The sequence below is a fragment of the Paenibacillus sp. FSL R7-0026 genome (assembly GCF_038004485.1).
Lineage (GTDB): Bacteria > Bacillota > Bacilli > Paenibacillales > Paenibacillaceae > Paenibacillus > Paenibacillus xylanexedens_A.
Genome location: NZ_JBBORG010000001.1, coordinates 5,319,282 through 5,334,554 on the forward strand (window position 1 = coordinate 5,319,282; position 15,273 = coordinate 5,334,554).

The 15,273-nt window shown below is 46.7% G+C and carries 9 protein-coding genes; 2 read left to right on the forward strand and 7 right to left on the reverse strand.

Annotated elements, in window-relative coordinates; translation table 11 throughout:
- Nucleotides 1-3 precede the first annotated feature (3 nt).
- From MKY44_RS23255 to MKY44_RS23280, 6 genes are all read right to left on the reverse strand, one after another.
- A complete protein-coding gene (locus MKY44_RS23255) occupies nt 4-2,358 on the reverse strand; it encodes a glycoside hydrolase family 3 N-terminal domain-containing protein (RefSeq protein WP_341009929.1) in 2,355 nt (784 codons plus the stop codon).
- 36 nt (nt 2,359-2,394) lie between these two features.
- Nucleotides 2,395-3,315, reverse strand: coding sequence for a carbohydrate ABC transporter permease (locus MKY44_RS23260; protein ID WP_340031188.1), 921 nt, complete (start codon nt 3,313-3,315; stop codon nt 2,395-2,397).
- 23 nt (nt 3,316-3,338) lie between these two features.
- Nucleotides 3,339-4,268 (reverse strand): ABC transporter permease, encoded by a 930-nt coding sequence (locus tag MKY44_RS23265; RefSeq protein WP_036605780.1) that lies wholly within the window; start codon nt 4,266-4,268, stop codon nt 3,339-3,341.
- Between the two features lie 77 nt (nt 4,269-4,345).
- Nucleotides 4,346-5,818, reverse strand: a complete 1,473-nt coding sequence (locus MKY44_RS23270; protein WP_341008800.1) for an ABC transporter substrate-binding protein — start codon at nt 5,816-5,818, stop codon at nt 4,346-4,348.
- Nucleotides 5,819-6,099: 281 nt separating this feature from the next.
- A complete protein-coding gene (locus MKY44_RS23275) occupies nt 6,100-7,614 on the reverse strand; it encodes a response regulator transcription factor (protein ID WP_341008802.1) in 1,515 nt (504 codons plus the stop codon).
- A 1-nt stretch (nt 7,615) separates the two neighbouring features.
- A complete protein-coding gene (locus MKY44_RS23280) occupies nt 7,616-9,445 on the reverse strand; it encodes a sensor histidine kinase (RefSeq protein WP_413407319.1) in 1,830 nt (609 codons plus the stop codon).
- A gap of 212 nt (nt 9,446-9,657) precedes the next feature.
- On the opposite strand from MKY44_RS23280, the gene MKY44_RS23285 reads away from it, so the two are divergent.
- Nucleotides 9,658-12,462: an endo-beta-N-acetylglucosaminidase gene (locus MKY44_RS23285; protein WP_341008804.1), complete on the forward strand. Its 2,805-nt coding sequence runs from the start codon at nt 9,658-9,660 to the stop codon at nt 12,460-12,462.
- Nucleotides 12,463-12,602: 140 nt separating this feature from the next.
- Here MKY44_RS23285 and MKY44_RS23290 read toward each other — a convergent pair whose 3' ends face one another.
- A complete protein-coding gene (locus MKY44_RS23290) occupies nt 12,603-14,180 on the reverse strand; it encodes a class I adenylate-forming enzyme family protein (protein ID WP_341008805.1) in 1,578 nt (525 codons plus the stop codon).
- A gap of 292 nt (nt 14,181-14,472) precedes the next feature.
- Between MKY44_RS23290 and MKY44_RS23295 the strand changes: the two genes are divergently transcribed.
- Complete coding sequence (locus MKY44_RS23295; protein ID WP_341008806.1) at nt 14,473-14,958, forward strand: hypothetical protein; 486 nt, start codon at nt 14,473-14,475, stop codon at nt 14,956-14,958.
- Nucleotides 14,959-15,273 lie beyond the last annotated feature (315 nt).

Consider the following 15,273-nt stretch of genomic DNA (forward strand, 5'->3'; position numbering starts at 1 on the left):
GTCTTACGCCTCCCTTACGGTCAGTTCGGCTATTTGCGTATCGTTTACGCTGCTGCCGATATGAATATGGAATTGTCCCGGTTCAACGACAGGCTTCAAATCACGACCAATATACTGCAGCTGCTCGGCCCCGATGTGGAATTCCACGGTCTGTGTCTCTCCTGGCTCCAGGTTCACTTTTGCAAACCCCTTCAGTTCCTTGGCCGGACGAGTTAGTGAGCTGACCACGTCAGAGATGTACATCTGTACAACTTCTGCACCTGCATAACGGCCGGTGTTGGTCACGTTCACCGATACCGTAACTGAATCATCAGTTGTCATAGATGCAACACTCAGCTGCGGTTCACTGTACTCATATGTGGTATAGCTAAGTCCGTATCCAAATGCATAACGTGGCTCCAGATCCTCTTCGAGGTAACGTTTGCCTCGGGAACGTTTGCCGTTATAATAGATCGGTAATTGGCCGACATGCTTCGGAATGGAGATCGTCAATTTGCCTGACGGATTCACATCACCGAATAAAATATCTGCAATGGCACGACCGCCCTCTTGACCCGGATACCACGCCTCCAGAATTGCATCGGCATGTTCATCCACCCAAGGTTCAGTGATGGGACGACCATTAATGTAAACAACGACAAGTTTCTTGCCGAGCTTGTGAATCTCCTGAATAAGTTCCAACTGTACTCCGGCAAGACCCAACGTCATCCGGTCGATCCCTTCGCCACACTCCATATCATTCCAGGAGTTATCCGACACATTGGAAGCCCCCGTCTTCAGATCAATTGTTCCTTCTCCAAAGTCACGTGCACTGGAGCCACCAACCACCATAATGACCGTATCCGCTTGACTGGCAACTTCGATCGCACGCTCGAATCCTTCTTTCGAATCACCTTTGATCCGGCAGCCTGGTGCATAAAGAACCTGATCTGTACTGCTGTCACCAGTCAAAGCACCAACAGAACTCTTCTCCGTTTGCCCATCCACATGACTAGCCAGCTTACTGCGAATCCCATCCAGTACCGTCGCTACTTTCGACTTCGGTTGCGGAGATGTGTAATCGCCCAGTTGATTGTAGGCCTGATCCGCATTTGGGCCGATCACGGCAATCCGGCCCACATTTGCTAACGAGAGAGGTAACGTGTCAGCCTCATTTTTGAGAAGTACAACCCCTTCCGCAGCCAACTGGCGTGCCAGTTGAATATGCGCTTCACTTCCAATTACTTCTGCTGCCCGATCGGCATCCACATAAGGCTGTTCGAATAAACCCAGTCTGAACTTCAACGCCAGCACGCGAGAGGCAGCCTGATCCAGAACCTGCATATCAAGTTTGCCTTCTGCCACCGCCTGCACCAGATATTGCCCAAACATCTCACCGGACATTTCCATATCGATGCCTGCCTCAATCGCCTGTACGGAAGCTTCCATTCCATCCGCCGCGACATCATGCCCACTTGCTAGCATGTTGATCGCACCACAATCCGTAATGACCAGACCGTCAAAGCCCCAATCCTTACGCAAAACATCTTCCAGCAATTCCGTATTCACGGTGCAAGGCGTGCCATCAATTTCGTTATATGCTGGCATGATCGACGCAGCGCCCGCTTCCACCGCTTTGCGGAATGGATAGAGATCCACTTCCAGCAGCTCGCGCCAGCCCATATGTACAGGCCCTGCATTACGTCCGCCTTCTGAGCTGCCATAACCAACAAAATGTTTCAGCGTTGCCGCTACTGTATCTCCACGGTCAAGACTTTCACCCTGAAGCCCTTCTACGGAAGCAACTGCCAGCTCTCCAATGAGAAACGGATCTTCACCGAAACATTCCTCCGTACGTCCCCAGCGCGGATCACGCACAACATCCAGTACCGGAGAATAGGTGACCGCACCACCTTGAGCACGTGTCTCCCGTGCTACTGCCCGGCACATCTCCCGATACAGATCCACATTCCAGGTGCTCCCCAGTAAAAGAGGGACAGGATAGACCGTTCCGTCAATAGCCATATGACCATGCGAGCACTCTTCCCCGATCAGAATGGGAATCCCCAGTCTGGAATGTTCTATTGCATAACGTTGAATCAGATTGACCGCCTCAGCGCCTTCTCTGGCGGATAGTCCATTTTCCAGCGTAACGCCCGTCCACGGATCTGCGCGAAGTGCACCATAGAGGGAGCCGACGCCCCCATTTTCCACTTGCTGTTTAAAGGATTCGTTTAACGTGATGTTCCCTTGATCATTCGTATAGGTCTGCCAGCCAAATGGCTGCGTAAGTTGACCTACCTTTTCTTCCGTAGTCATCAGGCTAAGCAGGTGTTGTACCCGTTCCTCTACGGATTTGCTTTGGTCCTTATAAGTCATCAATCTGCATCTCTCCAATCCTATAACGTGATCCGGTTATTCTTTGACCGCGCCCACCGTCAGACCCTGTACAAAATAACGCTGGAAAAACGGATAAGCGAATATAATCGGCAACGTAGCAAGCACAACCATCGCCATTCGGGACGTATCCTGCGGAATGGACTGCATGGCTGCCAGACTCATCGAACTGTTAGCAGAGTTCTGCTGGATAAATTGGATACTCGACTCAATCCGCATTAACATAGATTGCAGTGGTACCAGATTCGGATTATCGATGTATAACAGCGCATTGAACCAATCATTCCAGTAACCGAGTGTACTGAACAACCCGATGGTTGCCAGTCCCGGCAAGGAGAGTGGAACCACGATTTTCATAAAGGTATAGAACTCACCGGCGCCATCAATCTTCGCCGATTCAATGACTGCATCCGGTACACTGGTGGAGTAGAATGTACGCAGGATCATAATATAGAAGGCATTCATCGCCAGCGGCAGAATCAGTGCCCATAACGTATCTTTCAACCCGAGCAGCTGGGATACGACCATATAGGTTGGAATCATCCCGCCGTTGAACAGCATGGTAAGAATTGCAAAGATGGAGAAAAATCTCCGATATCTGAAGCTCTTGCGGGAAACCGCATACGCATACAGCGACATGAGAATCAAACTGATAATGGTACCGAGTACCGTCACCAGGATGGTAACTCCATACGCCCGCAGCAGCGTGTCCCCACTCTGCCAGACAAACTGATATGCCGCGAGACTCCATTCTGCCGGAATCAGACGATACCCATCACGGGCCAGTGCTTTCTCGTCTGTAAACGAGATGATAACTACAAATATAAAAGGAAATACACAGATCAGAGCAAATAGACCGGCGATGATGTTCATGATCACGTTCCATCCGTTGGATACGTGGTGGAAGTCGCGTTTTTTAACAAGCCTTGCTTGAGCCATAGTGGTTCACTCCTTTCCCTGTCCTAGAATAGGCTGCTGTCTTTATCTACTTTGCGAACAACATAGTTGGAGATAATAACAAGCACAAAGCCCACCACGGATTGATACAATCCCGCTGCTGTACTCATGCCGATCTCACCACTAGTTTTCAAACCTCGATATACATACGTATCAATAACATTTGTCACGGAATAAAGCGTACCCGAATCCCTTGGCACCTGATAAAAGAGTCCAAAGTCGGCATAGAAAATGCGGCCTACGGCCAGCAAGGTCATAATCGTAATGATGGGCGACAGCAACGGAATCGTAATATTGCGAATCTGCTGCCATTTGCTTGCTCCATCAATCATGGCTGCTTCATACAGTGATTTATCAATCCCCAGAATGGAAGCCAGATAGACAACGCTGCTATAACCGATGGTTTTCCATAACGCTACGAATACCAGAATATACGGCCAATATTTCGCCTCGGAATACCACTGAATTGGTTCCATCCCAAACCAGCCGATAATCTGATTCAACATCCCGCGGTCCATGCTCAAGAAGCTGAATGCGAAGTAACCTACGATAACCCAGGATAGAAAATACGGCAGAAACATGCCAGTTTGATACAGTTTGGCGAGTCGTTTATTCACTAGTTCCGAGAGCAGGATTGCCAATGCCACAGCAAATACCAGTCCCAGGAAGATAATGGCGATGTTATAAAAGAGGGTGTTGCGTGTAATGAGCCATGCGTCACTTGTGCTGAACAGGAATTTGAAATTGTCCCAGCCAACCCATTCACTCTTCATCAGACTTGCCCAGAACCCTTCACGGCTGAATCGATATTCTTTGAAAGCAGCCACTGTGCCCACAAGTGGCAAGTAGGAGAAAAAGAAGAACCAGATGGCGCCTGGCAGCACCATGAGCAGCATGACTCGGTTTCTAATCAGGTTTTTCAAAAATGTAGTCATTGTGGATACCCTCCTTCAGGCTTGAATGAAAAAGGACCGGACGCGATAAGCAGCCGCCCGATCCTTACGATGTACTGTTACTTGTTTTCCGCTCTCCAGGCATCCAGCTGGCTTTGGGCTTCAGCCATTACTTTCTCCAGTCCGGCTTGATTAAACTTCTCAATCACTTGATCCAGATTGGCTGCCGGGTCCAGTGTACCTGTCATCAGTGCTGCCCAATATTGCTCTTTCACGTTCTGTACCGCTGTCAGTTCGGACGATACGTTGCTTGCATCAAAGTTAAAGCTGAGGATCGGGGAATTGACACCTTCAGCGTTAAACTTCTTGAACTCATCCCATTTGTTATCCGGGTCATTGCTGTTCAGATAGAGCAGCATGTTGTTCCCAAGGGAGTATGAAGGCATATCGTAGTTTTTCGATTCAGGCAGATTTTCCATATGTGTGTCATCCACTTTTTTGTAGTGTGTGCCCTCGATACCGGAATCCACCATATTACGCAGCACAGGATCTGTATTCAGCAGGTTCAGGAACTCCATCGCTTTCTCCGGATATTCCGAGTTGGCCGAGATCGCCATAATGGAGCCTTGTACAGATGTATTCGTTATAATTGCTTCACTTGCAGGTGTTGAAACGACTTGATAACCGTAACTTGCAGACCATTGATTGTCCGCGAGCGGCTGAGTCTGTGCACGATCCAGGAACCAGTTGCCCGATGTTGTCAGGTCGTTCGTGGAACCTGTTGTTGCCGCTTCTGCCGATACATAACCAGCCTTGTAGTATTTGTGCATTGTGGTAAGTGCTTCTTTCATTTCAGGTGTTTCCAGTATGTTTACAAGCTTATAGTCTGTTGTATCCAGCTTGATTGCCATTGGCAGATTCTGAATGACATAGTCATAAGGCACGTAAGGAACGTAGTTCTTATCCATGGCAAAAGGTGTTACACTCGCCTCGTTTTCCTTAATTGTTTTGAGCAGAGGCTCCAGACTGTCTAACGTACGAACGCCAGAGATGTCCAACTTGTATTTATCAACCAGCATTTGGTTAAAGCGCCATACCTCTTGTTGTGGCAGCTCTTTGTTGGCTGGAATTCCGTAATTGTGTCCATCTACCTTGGAACCGCTGAGGAATGCAGGATCAATGGTCTTGGTAAGATCCTGACCGTATTCAGCAAGCAGGTCATCCAGTTCAAGGAATGCACCTTTTCTGGCATTTTGTACATAATCGAATCCACCAGAAGAAGTGAACAGAATGTCCATTGGTTCACCGGATGCTACGTTAACCTGCATCTTCTGCGGGTAGTCACCCCAGTCAACCATCTTCATCGTTACCGTGGCATTAATTTTCTCTTTGGTATACTTGCTGACTTCTTCCATCACTTTATTAACGTCTTTCTGAGGAGTACCGATGGTATACCAGATCAACTCTACCGCGTCATCTCCAGCTCCTTCGGATTCCGAAGCACTTTTGCTTCCTCCACAGGCACTAAGAACAAGTGTAACGGCCATTAACAATGCAAGAACGAGTGAGAAGCGTTTTCTTTGTTTACTCATTTCTTTGATCCTCCCTTTTCGTGTTCCCTTAGGCTCTACTTACTAACTGCTTTAACCTTATCGAATGAAAGCATTTACAAAAAGAAGATAAACTTAAGTTTTCGAGGTACAAATTAAAGAGAAATCATCCTTGGGCAACTATTTTGTACCTATTTAAATAAATCGCTTACATGAAAGAGACATGCCGGGTAACGTATGCCATGATTTTCATCCATGCCATTCCTGTTCCCGATATGTCTCTTGGCTCTCTGTCCGCATAGTTGGATCTACCCGTCACCGAATTAACCAAACACCTTGAAATCAGTCGGTGAAATCCCCACATATTTGCGGAACTGTTTATAGAAATACCCCGTCTCCCAATACCCCACATTTCGGGCGATCTCATGTACCTTCAGATTGGAATTGCGTAGTTGCTCCTTCGCACGTTCAATCCGGTATTTGTTGATATATTCGGCAAACGTCTCTCCGGTCTCCTTATGGAACAATTGTCCCAAATACACCGGATGCAGATGATAGTGGGCACCCAGCAGCTTCAGGGAAAGTTCTTCTGCGTAGTGTTTTTCGATATGCTGAAGCACCTGATTCACAATTGGATTTTTCAGATCCTGCAATAGGGATTGGATCGTCTGCGACCCAACCTGCTGAAGCGCCCGCACGAGTTCATCAAAAGTACCACTGTCCAGTACAAGTTGAAGCCCTTGTTGGTATATGGCAGACTCATCCGAATGTTTGATGCCCTCCAGTTCCATTTTGAAGCGAATCACAACTTCCAATGCGGTATTCTGTAACTCCCCAGGTGTAAGCCCATCGCGATGCTGTTCAAAATCCATGCGAATCCGGTCGGCAAGTTGTTCTGTATTGCGGGACAGAATAAGTTTGGCATACTCCCTCCATTCAATGAAAAAGGTCGCCGTTGAATTTCCGCACCTTTCCAGTATGGCATGGTCGATGACTTTAAGGTCGGGATAAATCATCACATACTGGAGTGCTTTTTTGGCCTCGGCATAACTGGTCGGCGCATGGTACAGTCCCTTCATCAACCTGCCTGCTCCAATGCGTGCCGCCGGATGGGTTACGGTTATCTCATCAGAAAATGCCTGCAAGCCATCCATCAACTTCTGTTCCTCGTCACTCGTACCCTGAATATTGGCAATAATGACGATGTCTCCATCGATATCATGAAATACGTTCAGATGGCGTCTGTCTCTAAGCATCTCTTCCACGCGTTCAAACATGCCAGATGTCTGTCCTTTGTCCCGCAAGACAGCCACAGCAACGTCAGGTGCATCCAGCGAAAGGTTCATAAACTGGGCACGTTCTTCAAATTCGGTAGCTGCAATCTGTCCTGTAAGCCATCGATGAAGAATGTTATCTTTCAGAATCTGGATGCCATACGCATCATCGGCTTGAGGTGATACCATATGATCCAGCTTGGACGCTGTGTTGCTCAGCGTGGATTCCAGTTCCTCCACATTAATCGGTTTGAGCAGATAATTTTCGATCCCCAGTTGCATACCTTCCTTCAGATATTCGAACTCATTGAAACCACTGAGGATAATGACCTTAAGCTCAGGTTGCACTCGCCTTGCTTCCCGAATCAGGTCAAGACCATTCATGAGTGGCATGGATATATCCGTGATCAGAATGTCCACAGGCTGAGAAGAGAGCGCTTGTAACGCCGCTTGTCCATTGCCCGCATGACTCACAATTTCCATTCCAAATGAAGACCAATCCACAATATCGTATAAACCTTCAATGATGAATGGCTCATCGTCCACAATAAACACCTTGTACATATTAAACACCTGTCCCTTCTGTATGTGGATAACGCACCCTGATCCGTGTTCCTTCTCCGAGGGTGCTCTCTATGGTGATACCGAACTCTGGCCCATACAGGAAGCGCAATCGACTATGGACACTGCGCAGCCCGAACATCTGACCAGACTCTTCAGGACGTTCCAGTTCTTCAAGGATTTCTGTCAGGCGTGCCGGATCAATGCCTTTGCCATTATCTTTGACTTCCACTTGCACCACATCATCCGTCTCTTCCACAACAATCGATAATCGGTTATCCGAACGTTCTGTCTGAATGCCGTGTACGACATAATTCTCAATGATGGGTTGCAGCGAAAGTTTGACCACAGGGTGTTGATAATAAGCAGCGTCGATCTGAATCGTATAGATAAAAATGTCCTTGTAGCGGATTCGGAATAACTCCAGATATAACCGGCAAGCTTCCATCTCATCCTTAAGCGTATAGTTTTTCTTCTGCTGTACCAGGCTCTTAAACAAAACGGATAGGCTATAGATCATCTCGCCGACATCCCTCGCCCCCTGAGATATCGCCCTCATCCGAATTACTTCAAGCGTATTATAGAGAAAATGAGGATTGATGCGCGCCTGTAAAGCGACCAGTTCGGTCTCCTTCTGTTTGATCTCGGCTTTGTAGACCCGTTCAATATACAGATTCAGCTCATCCAGCATGTCGTTGAAGCTATGGGAGATCTGCCCCAGTTCATCATCACGCGGATCGTCGATGCGAGCCGTCAAGTTGCCGTACTTTACTTTTTGGGTGAATCGAATAATTCGGCGGGTTCGTTTGGCAAAGTTAATAATGAAAAACGCCGGAACCAGCACGGCAAACAAAATACATACGATACTGATCGAGATGATGGTATTGCGAATACCCGCATAGGTTTCAGCCATCTCTTCTACCGGAACGGTGCCAATGACCACATAGCCCTGATCCGCGGAGACAAACTTGTTCACGTACATGTTCTGCTCCTTTTTCATCGAATCCATATCGGTCTGGTCAAACAGGGAATCGGCCACATTCACGTAGGGATACTTCTTCCCATAATAATGATTGTTGGAGTCAAACAACACTGTCCCTTTCGCCGATAACACCACGATTTCTCCCTTGAGATTACTCTCGTAGTTATCCAGCGCATTACCGATTCCTTCTGAGTCAAAGAAGACAAGAAATTGGCCCAGATTCCGAAGAGTCTGTGTATTGTTAATTGGTACGCGGATGGAGTAGAGCGCAGGGTCCCATTGATTAATCTCTTTGCGTATCCAGTAATTGGGTGCACTAATATTGGGTGTTTCCATCGCCATCACGTCCGGAATATAGGAATGAGCTACATTCGCGTCCAGCTTGCGGAACTGCTTGTGTTGATTGAAGGTAGATAGATCCTGCTGCTCAGCGCTATATAACATGAGTTGATTAATCTGCGAATTGCGATCCATAATGTTCTGAAAATGTTTCAACACATCGGCCGAATAATCGTCCTGATTGGCGTAATATCCATTCGTCATGTGCTGAACATATTCAGCGTACGAATGATTCATCAGATAAGTAATGTTGGCCGAGAGTGCCTCATTCTGATGCATGTCCCTCACCATGTTTTGTACCGATTCATACTGCTGATGAATGTACCGATCCACATGTTCCATCGCCGCTTTCTGGATCGCCAGTTCCCGGCGAATCGTGGAGTCGGACACCGACAGGAAGATGATATAAGATAACGTAATAATCGTGACAATGGATATCATCGAGAAAATCAGGAGCATTTTCATAAACATATTATTTTTGAAGAAATTATTGTAAACGCTAACAATTTTCAATTCGCATGTTCCCTCCGATGCTGTTTTCCTGACTTGAATTATACCATCAGGCTTCTGACATTAACTTGTCACCTGTAACTTTTCTTTAGTTTATATCTGTGTTTCTTTAATTTCACCCTATTTAAAAACGCTTTCATCCACTATCGTTAACCATAAGTTTAGCTTTGTGTAAAAGAATACCTTACATTCATTCCACTTGAAGGAGGAACAGCATGACACGCAAACTCAAACCAAAAGGCATCATTCCCAAGGTCACTGCCATGGTCCTGACTACGGCTCTGCTTGGACAAGTTGTTGCATCATCCGTTTATGCAGGAGACACGCTCCCTTACACCGGTGAAAGTGCCAAAGGGGTGAATCAGCCCTATCAACACGGGTACACCTCGGCCCAGATTCTGAACTGGACACCGGAAAGTGATATCCATGGTGATCTCCTTCGTGCCCATGTTCCCTTGCAGCCCCGTAATGAAGCGTTCGCTGCCACACAGGCTTATCCTGAGCTTAGCCCGGACACCCAACTGTTCACAATGAGTGGCGATTATGGCAATGCATTCTTCGATAGCACACCTTATACCAATGAATTCAGCCAGTATCTATTTAATTATTGGCAATATACAGACTACTACAGCTATTGGCACGGCATGGCCTCTGCGGGAGTACCTGAGGAGCTGTACGATCCGAGTAAAGAATGGACGGAGAAATACTTTGAGTTTGGTGTCTTGAACATTCCGAATCCGGCCTACACCAATGCAGCCCACAAGAATGGCGTTAAGTCCATTGCTAACATCTTTTTCTCGGACAATGACCGTGGGCCACAAACCTATAAACAAATGCTGATCCAGGATGAAAACGGTAATTTCCCTGTGGCCGAGAAACTGGCGGAGATGGCGAAGTACTACAACTACGATGGATACTTCTTCAATCAGGAAGAGGTTGCCCGGGGTGTAGCCCCTGAGGATATCGCTTCCTACAAGAAATTCATGAAATATCTAAGAGATAAAGGCCTGTACGTTCAGTGGTATGATTCCACCATCAATACAACAGGTAAGATTCAATACCAGAACCAATTCAATGGGCTCAACAGCCCCTTTGTACGAGATTCCGTTCTCGGCAGAGTCTCGGATTCCATCTTCCTGAACTATGTATGGAACCACAAGATGCTCCGCGATTCCCGTGATCATGCCCTTAGCTTGGGACTGAATCCATTGGAAACCGTATTTGCTGGTGTTGAAGGTGGTCATGACAAATTCGGCCGCTGGAAGCAGTCCTACGACCTGCGTCATAACCTGGATGAGAACGGTCAGCCTATGAATAGTATCGCGACATTGGGTGCCGATTTCACCCACAACGCCCTGGATGAAGAAATGGGCGATGGCAGCACTAATCACCGAGCTGAGGATGAGTACCAGTGGATGACCTTTGTACGTGATCGTGCGTGGTGGTCTGGTCCAAATCAAGACCCGACAGATGCACGTCGTAATGCGTCTGCCGATCTATCGGATGTGTATGCTTCCGGTGCAAACTGGGATGGAATCGCTGCGTATCTTACCGAGCGATCCGTCATCAACGGCTCTAATTTTGCAACAAGTTTCAATACGGGACACGGTCTGAAATATTATGAAGACGGCGCTGTCTCGAACGATAAAGAATGGTCGAATATCAACATTCAGGATATCCCTGTCACTTGGCAATGGTGGATGGATAGCGAAGGCGACAAGCTCAGTGTTGATTTTGACTACGGTCCATCTTATGAGAAAGGCGCAAGGTACAACTATGACTCCATCGGCGCATTCAATGGCGGCAGCTCTCTCGTGGTGAACGGTACATTGAACGCGGAGAACTTCCTGCGCCTGTACAAGACCGACCTGTCCGTCAACGGACAATCGAAACTAGAACTGACGTATAACAAACCGTCGACTAGTGACGCTTCCTCCCTGCATGTTGGGTTGATCTTCGAAGATGATCCATCCAACGTGGTCAATGTGGAAGTGCCTCAGTCAGGCCAGCATACTACAGGTTGGAAGACAACTTCGCTGGATTTGAGCGCCTATCAAGGAAAAACCATTGCCGCTATGGGATTATCTTTTGACCCGAATGGCAAAGCGATTGAGAATTACCAGATGAATATTGGTGAGATCCGTATGTTCGACGGTTCAGCGGCTGTACCGGATGCACCGACCGGATTCCATATTGCCAAAGCACTGACCAACACCGATGAACTGGTTGTCGCATGGGACATGAAGGACTATTCAGAGGTCAAACAATACAATTTATATGAAAATGGTGCCTATGTTGGCGGCGTGTATGATTCCACTTTTTATATCAAATCGCTAAAACAGCCGTCTGGTGACCTGTCCATACGTGCTGTTGGTGCAGATGGTACCGAAAGTGAAGCAACCGTCCTACCTTACGATCTGAATGCAGCCGTTCAGAATATGGATGTGAAATTCAAAAAGAATGGCGATGCCATCGTAAGCTGGAAAAACCCGAAGAAAGTGAAAGATTCGGGCAAAGATAAGAATACGGATAAGGATAAAGATAAAGATAAAGGCAACGAGTCAATTCAGCTCACACTAGAAACCGAATACACAAAAGAACCCTTCACCAAGTCGCTTCAGGTCAAAAAAGGAAAACAGTCTGCCATCCTGACCGGACTTCCGACCAATGGTGAACATTACGTGCTGAACATCGCCATTGGCGGGCAGAACCCGGTTACCCATACCGGACAGCTCGCAGATCTTCAGATTACACCATACGCCAAGGAAAAGGTCACGGTAAAAGATGGAAAATACACATTAGCCCTCCCGGATCTGGAGGACTGGTACAAGATCTATGTATATGAAAATGGAGTACCACGCGAGTTCGGAGTCACTTACGTTTCGCAGAAATTCCCGTATATCATTCGGGGTAGAACGAAGCTGAGTGAACTGACCTTCACACCAGCGTCCAGCAGCAGCTCTTTGAAGCTGGTCATTGAGGATTATGCGGGCAATCAGGCCACTACGATTTTGAGATAATATTGCAAAGTATTTTTGTGTGCGCCAGCATAACCGTAATGAAAACATACAGCCCTTCACTTCCAAAAGGAAGTTGAAGGGCTGTCTTGTTGATCAAACAATGAATACTCTACCAAACAGTTATTAAACAGCATTTTCCGTTAGCCTAGTTTTTCGGATGAAATTGAGGATAGCTGCTTGCGCAACCGCTTTTTATCTATTTTATCCACAGCTGTTCTCGGCAAAGTATCCACAATGAACAGTTGAGTCGGCCATTTGTACGGAGCAAGGTGTGGCTCACAAAACGCCCGCACCCGCGTCAGATCCATACTTTCACCGTCCCGTAACACTATGAAAGCAACGAGTTCCTCGCCTTCGTCAGGAAGAGGATGTCCGATTATGGCCGCCTCGCTTACCGACTCATGGCTCACAATAACATGCTCCACTTCGGCGCAAAACACATTGGAACCGCCCACAATAACCATATCCTTCAAGCGATCAAACACATAAAGGTAACCTTCGGCATCCAGACAACCGACATCGCCAGTTCGGATCCAGCCATCGTGCATGGTCTCGGCAGAAGCCTCCGACTGGCGCCAATACCCCAGCATGGTTTGTTCACCTCGAACAACGATTTCTCCAGCCTCGCCCCTAACTGTCTCACTTCCATCCATATTTAATATCCGAACTTCGAAGGCCTGTTCACCCTGGGCAGCCAGGTCGGCGGGACGACCTACAGATCGAAGGCGATGAGGATCTCCCATATGCTGAGCAGGAAAAAGGCGGCTTATGGACATTCCACATTCCGCTTGTGAGTAGTTGTTCACAATGATAACTTCAGGAAATTGCGATACGACCTCCTGTAGTGTATCCGGGGAAATAATGGACCCTCCGCAGCCAATAAGTGATAGACTCTTCAAGTTTCTACCTCCTGCCGATGCCTCGCGGGTAAGATCACGAAGCAGTTGGCCTACTGTGCTGAGTTGTGTAATCTGATCACGTTCAACAACTTCCATAATGCGGTGTACATCTGCCGGGTATTCGTCTAGGAATACAAGACAGCCTCCGGCAGCCATGGTCGCCCACAACTGAAACTGACCCACCAGATGGGATAGGTTGAGCACTAACACACGACGCCTGAGATCATGACCGAAGCCTGCTGAAGGCGTAAGTTGATTCCAAGCTGCCATACTTTGATGCGAATGCATTACCCCTTTTGGCCGACCAGTTGTCCCGCCCGTATAAATCAGAACTGCCGTATCGTCTACACTTCGATTGAAATGATCTTTTGGATAGGACGCGGGTTCCTGTTGTAAAAGAGCAGCGAGCGAACTGCTAATCGTCCCTTCTTCTTCTGTCGTGAATAGTTTTGGACAATACCCAAGAAGCTTTACCGTGGCGATAGCGGCTTCAGCATGTTGGTCATCATGAATAACCATATGTGGTTCTGCATCCTGAAATATCGCAGCGAGTTCAGGCACTGTTAGCATAGGAGACGGTACGAGCGGTATAGCACCGATCCCAACTGCTGCATAAAACGCAACAACGAGCTGGGGATCTGGATCACCTAAAAGGGCAATGCGATCACCGGCCCGGAGTCCTTCAACATACAGAGAATGACTAAGTCTTTCAACTAGACCGTAAAGCTCCCCATAACTCATCGTTTGGCCATGTCGCATTAACGCAGGTTCCTCAGGGTACAGACTTGCTGCAATTGGCAATCGTTCGGATAGAAGCAAGCAATTACCCCCAATATTTAAATTTCCATTTATCCGTTAAGAAAACTATGGAATAAAAAAAGAGTAGCATGTATCTGGAATAATAAGTAATCATTATCCCCTATTAAAACCATAAATTCTCCTGATATTACAGTTCTGCCAACATACGATCCTTGCCGTTAACCCTACTTGCTAACTTAATTAGGCAGCCTAATTGGGCTGCTTTTTAAACTGAAATCCAACATTTCTCGTTATCATTACGTTTATTTAGGTAACGAGTACCAAGGAGGGGATTGTCATAAAAGTAAAGACAATGTATTTTATTCTCAGTGTTGTAGCGTTATTTTTACTATCAGCTTGCGCAGGTGGTGTTACTGGCTCTAGTCAGCAGAATGAACTAGGTGAACCTTATCGTGTGGCGTTGGAGGAGTTCATTTCAACAGATACGGCTCTTAACGAAAACATGGAGTATATCTCATTGGATTTTAATAAAGGAATTCCATTAAAGGATTTTGATAAGAAAAGCATTGAGGATTATCTTCACAGCAAATATAACGTAAAAATTTATAACCTAACCTATGAAGAATTGATTGAAGAAGGACTGTCTGAACAGTCTGAAAACACGCTAAAAGGGATTTTACTGAAAATTGAAAAGCAGGAGAAGCAATCAGATAATAACATTGCCATAGAGGTCAGTAAGTATCGTACCAATGAGGGGTCGCTCTCTGCAAAAATAACTTTAACCTATGAGGAAGGTAAATGGAAAGTTGCTACTCATACTCCTACAAGGGAAAGTTAAAAGATATAATTTCTTTTATCAGTGAGAGTACTAGGAAAAGTTTACTATGACAATTATGGAAGTAGCCCTTTTGGGCTTTTTTTGTCCGTATTTTCTGGAGTACATCCCCCTAAAGGTATACCAATAAGAATCGTTAGCATTTTTGCAACGATCCCTATTGTCATCCGTTAGTTTAATGAAACTCAATTATGCATTTGAATAATTAATCGAGACCACTCCTGGTAAACTACGGAACGAAGGAGTACCCCAAGTCCCTGAAGAAGAACTTTGGCTCCTGCTCCTAGTTTGTATCCTCCCGAAGTTGAACGGAAAAGA

What these genes read in the sequence shown, in the direction of transcription:
- MKY44_RS23260 (WP_340031188.1), bottom strand. Translation starts at nt 3,315, where the DNA reads ATGGCTCAAGCAAGGCTTGTTAAAAAACGCGACTTCCACCACGTATCC.
- MKY44_RS23285 (WP_341008804.1), top strand. Translation starts at nt 9,658, where the DNA reads ATGACACGCAAACTCAAACCAAAAGGCATCATTCCCAAGGTCACTGCC.
- MKY44_RS23275 (WP_341008802.1), bottom strand. Translation starts at nt 7,614, where the DNA reads ATGTACAAGGTGTTTATTGTGGACGATGAGCCATTCATCATTGAAGGT.
- MKY44_RS23265 (WP_036605780.1), bottom strand. Translation starts at nt 4,268, where the DNA reads ATGACTACATTTTTGAAAAACCTGATTAGAAACCGAGTCATGCTGCTC.
- MKY44_RS23295 (WP_341008806.1), top strand. Translation starts at nt 14,473, where the DNA reads ATGTATTTTATTCTCAGTGTTGTAGCGTTATTTTTACTATCAGCTTGC.
- MKY44_RS23255 (WP_341009929.1), bottom strand. Translation starts at nt 2,358, where the DNA reads ATGACTTATAAGGACCAAAGCAAATCCGTAGAGGAACGGGTACAACAC.
- MKY44_RS23270 (WP_341008800.1), bottom strand. Translation starts at nt 5,818, where the DNA reads ATGAGTAAACAAAGAAAACGCTTCTCACTCGTTCTTGCATTGTTAATG.